Below are 3,543 nucleotides of genomic sequence, written 5' to 3' on the forward strand. Positions count from 1 at the left end.
GGGAAACTACCTGAAAGAAAAAATCTCTTGACCTAACAACACCTAAACGTCAGCCTTCGGCCTACGGCCTCGCCCGTCGTTTAGCTTAGTACGTTGGGCAGTATTAAAACTATCTTTATAAGTCAACTGTCAATCATACCTTATGTCTGATGTCAAGGAAAGAATCGTTAAACAGGGCTTCTGGTTCTATGGTGGAAGTATCAAAAAAGGCGTAATGATTAAGGCAATTAATTATGACTTTTGGTATGAGACAGAAAAGGAAGAAGGTCTTGATATGGAAGGTGAAGTGCCTAAATTGAATGAAAATGGAGAAATGTATATGATTACATGGACTGATGCCACATTCAATGAAAATGAAAGTTTCAAAGTTGGTAATCTTGACCTTGAATCTACAGTTAACTTAGCAGAATCCGTTGTAGGAAAGATTAACTGGATAAAATAAAAAATAACAATGCCCAACCAAGTTCAGCCTTAACCCTCACTATGCTTCGGGCTTCGGCTGCACAATTCCGTTAGCAGGTATTGAAAGCATAGAATTTAAGAAGTACACTTGACCATTTACTCATTCAAGATAGATGATACCAATAAGCTTATCTCAAAAAAGAATAGAATGGGCTGTGACTTTTGCAACAGGGCTTTTAGTTATCTTGACCCTTTCAACATATATTCTTGACCAACATAAATCAAATTGGGTATGTGGACCTTCGCTATTGATATTGGAAACAATAGCACTAGGGTTACAACTACTCCTAAATGTCCTGACATGGAAATCCAGTACCAAAAGAATTAAAGTAGTAATGCTTTATGTAAGCTTAGGATTAGTAGCTTTAGTTATTTTGGGCTTTGTCAATTTTAACCTTAACTGTAGCTGATCAAAAAGGAAAAACAAAATCTGCTAACCAAACCTATAGTGCATTGAAAACGCACCATAGCAAAGCCGTTGGGTGGTACTATAAATCATAAAAATTGAAAGTCACTAAAGTAATAAACCAGTCAGGTCAGATAACTTATAAGTGTGCATGCTGCGGTATGGAGCTTGGCAATTTGCCGTTAACCTTTGGCAGTGACTACCCTGAATATTATTTTACTATTCCAGAAGAGGAAAGAGAAACAAGGATTGAAGAAACTAAAAGCCTATGTGTAGTTGACGAAGAATACTTCTTTATCCGTGGCAGGTTGACTATACCTATAATCGACTATGAAGAAGATCTAATATTCGATGTATGGACTACTTTAAGCGAAAAAAACTTCATCAGAACGAATGAATTGTGGAATGACCCAGACAGAGTAAACGAGCCTCCATACTTTGGTTGGCTGCAAACATACGTTCCCACCTATGGCAATACCCTGAACATAAAAACTGAAGTCATCACACAAGAAGTTGGAGTCATACCTAAAGTAGTAGTGATAGAAGAAGACCACTCTCTTGCTCTCGACCAAACAAACGGGATAACTCTGGAAAAGGCATTAGCAATTATAACTGAAATCATACCTGACTTGCATCAGGAAACGAACAAAGAATAGCAACACCCAACAAGGTTTATACCTTATGCTTCGGCTGATGGCCTTGCACAAGGTATACACAAGACGTTAGCCAAAAATTATAAGTATGAATTTAGAAGAAGACGATTACGCAAGGATACAGTTAGTAAGCTTTGACTATCCAGCAGCAGGAAAGGAAAGATACTACTTCCTTGAAATGTCTTCTCTTCAAGCGACTACACTTTTGGAACCCGCCCTCAAAATTAAACGATTAGAAATAGTTGCATATGATAGTAATGACAACTATCTATCTACAGCTGAAACAAATAACTTTAAAACGCTATCCGACTTTAATACATATTTCTTAAAGAATCCTGATTTCTATATTCATAACCTGGAAATGGAATTGGAAAATGGAAGCAAAATAAATAGCCATGATGATGGTGAAGTTTCTATCACCATAGCAAAAGACTCTGAACAAATTGAAATTATAAAAAGGGTTTTAAAGAATTATAAAATTCAGGAAGACCTAATCACCGAAATGAAAAGAAGTCCAGAACATTACCTAGCTATTGATTCTGTCGGAAAGGTAGTTGCTGACTATTCAAGTTTTGATGAATATGTTGAGAAAGGAAGAAAGCAAATCTTTGGCTAACACAGCACAGGCAGCATGCTCGGCTAACGCCTCACCCGTTGCCTGTACGAAACCGTTGGCAGTGAAAGAAACTATGAAAAACTCTCTACAACTTATGTTCCTGTTACTTCTAATCTCTTGTGGGAGTAGTGAAGAGAATGTAAATAAAAGCACTGTCGAGAAAGCTACTGAACCTATTTCAAAAACAAAGCAAAAAGTTCGTTTCGAATGCATAAGCTTTTCTATATTCCCAGGTATGGGGACTGAAAGGTATAGCAAGGACGTAGAGATCAATAATGATAGTACCGTCTACTACCGTTTGAGAGAAAGGCATGGCGAAACCGTCGTTGAAAACTATATAGCAAAGCTTGATTCACAGAGTATGGGAAAAGTGTATGGATTAATGGACTCTATTGATTTCAATAGCTTGAAAGAAGGCTTTTATTTTGAAGATGATGGTGCATTTCACTCTTTGCAATTCGTGTTCGACAATGGAGAAGCAAGAATGGTTGGGACTATGCAAGGTGAGTTGGAAGAGACGCTTTATGGATTACTGGATATTGTTGAAAAACAAAATCTAATCAAGGGCGAGAATAGGAATTTTACTACTACCGCAGACGTATTGGTTCCTCCCCCACCAGCCGCGATCAGTATACCCTATGACAGTTTAAAGAGAAAATGAAAAACTACCTCTGCCAACACAACCTATAAGGTAGCTACGCCACCTCATAGCAAAGCACGTTGGCCGTGATTGAGATTATTTTCGAATTTTGAAAGTGGCGTGTCTTTCAGGCTTTTCAGGGGCTGGGCGGCATCAAAGGCCACTAAAGCCTGGACAACCGGTTGAAAAAGAGCCAAAGGAAGAAACGGGGTTTCTGACCCGAAGTCTTGCTCGGCGAAGCCGGGAGAAAGCGCGTGCTTTCGGACGGGGGCGTCCAGGCAAGACTTTGGAGGGGCGAAGTTAGCGTCGGGAATTGACAAAGTCAAGGGGCTAGCTTCGGCTGAGTGGCTCTTTTTCAACCGGTTGCCGGCAATAGAGAGGCCAATGATAAGTTAGTCTTTCTTTGGATGGTGGCCAGCCCCGAGCCTGAGGCCTTTGGCAACATTGCTAATACCTCACTATTAACAGTATTGCCAAAGGGCTAAAGCGCCACTTAGAAGGAAATCTAAAAGGAGAAAATAACCCAACCAGAAAGGTTGTTTTCCCTAAATAAAAAACACGCAGAACCGGGAGGAAAAAGGGAAAACAACCTCGACCAACACTGTCCAGATGCCATTGGAGGAAATTTGCTGAGCACAGCGAACCTCCAACGAAACACCATCTGGACTAATCGTTGTAGCAAATTTGAGTTAAGAAATGGAACACCCAGAAGAATATGAATTAATGGCTGTGTTTGAGAGTGAGCCTGATATGCTTGACTCTGTAG

At 39.7% G+C, this 3,543-nt stretch carries 4 protein-coding genes; all 4 read left to right on the forward strand.

The window, feature by feature from the left end; translation table 11 throughout:
* Positions 1 to 142: 142 nt before the first annotated feature.
* Positions 143 to 442: a hypothetical protein gene (locus BD749_RS19120; protein ID WP_101447502.1), complete on the forward strand. Its 300-nt coding sequence runs from the start codon at positions 143 to 145 to the stop codon at positions 440 to 442.
* A 524-nt stretch (positions 443 to 966) separates the two neighbouring features.
* The gene (locus tag BD749_RS19125) at positions 967 to 1,524 is read left to right on the forward strand and encodes a DUF2199 domain-containing protein (RefSeq protein ID WP_101447504.1); all 558 of its coding nucleotides are present in this window, start codon (positions 967 to 969) and stop codon (positions 1,522 to 1,524) included.
* Positions 1,525 to 1,609: 85 nt separating this feature from the next.
* Positions 1,610 to 2,137, forward strand: a complete 528-nt coding sequence (locus tag BD749_RS19130; protein ID WP_101447506.1) for a hypothetical protein — start codon at positions 1,610 to 1,612, stop codon at positions 2,135 to 2,137.
* The gene (locus tag BD749_RS19135; RefSeq protein WP_143741292.1) at positions 2,103 to 2,798 is read left to right on the forward strand and encodes a hypothetical protein; all 696 of its coding nucleotides are present in this window, start codon (positions 2,103 to 2,105) and stop codon (positions 2,796 to 2,798) included. The genes BD749_RS19130 and BD749_RS19135 overlap by 35 nt, the downstream gene beginning before the upstream one ends.
* The last annotated feature ends 745 nt before the right edge of the window (positions 2,799 to 3,543 follow it).

The sequence above is a fragment of the Pontibacter ramchanderi genome, from assembly GCF_002846395.1.
Taxonomy (GTDB): domain Bacteria; phylum Bacteroidota; class Bacteroidia; order Cytophagales; family Hymenobacteraceae; genus Pontibacter; species Pontibacter ramchanderi.

What these genes read in the sequence shown, in the direction of transcription:
- BD749_RS19120 (WP_101447502.1), top strand. Translation starts at nt 143, where the DNA reads ATGTCTGATGTCAAGGAAAGAATCGTTAAACAGGGCTTCTGGTTCTAT.
- BD749_RS19130 (WP_101447506.1), top strand. Translation starts at nt 1,610, where the DNA reads ATGAATTTAGAAGAAGACGATTACGCAAGGATACAGTTAGTAAGCTTT.
- BD749_RS19135 (WP_143741292.1), top strand. Translation starts at nt 2,103, where the DNA reads ATGTTGAGAAAGGAAGAAAGCAAATCTTTGGCTAACACAGCACAGGCA.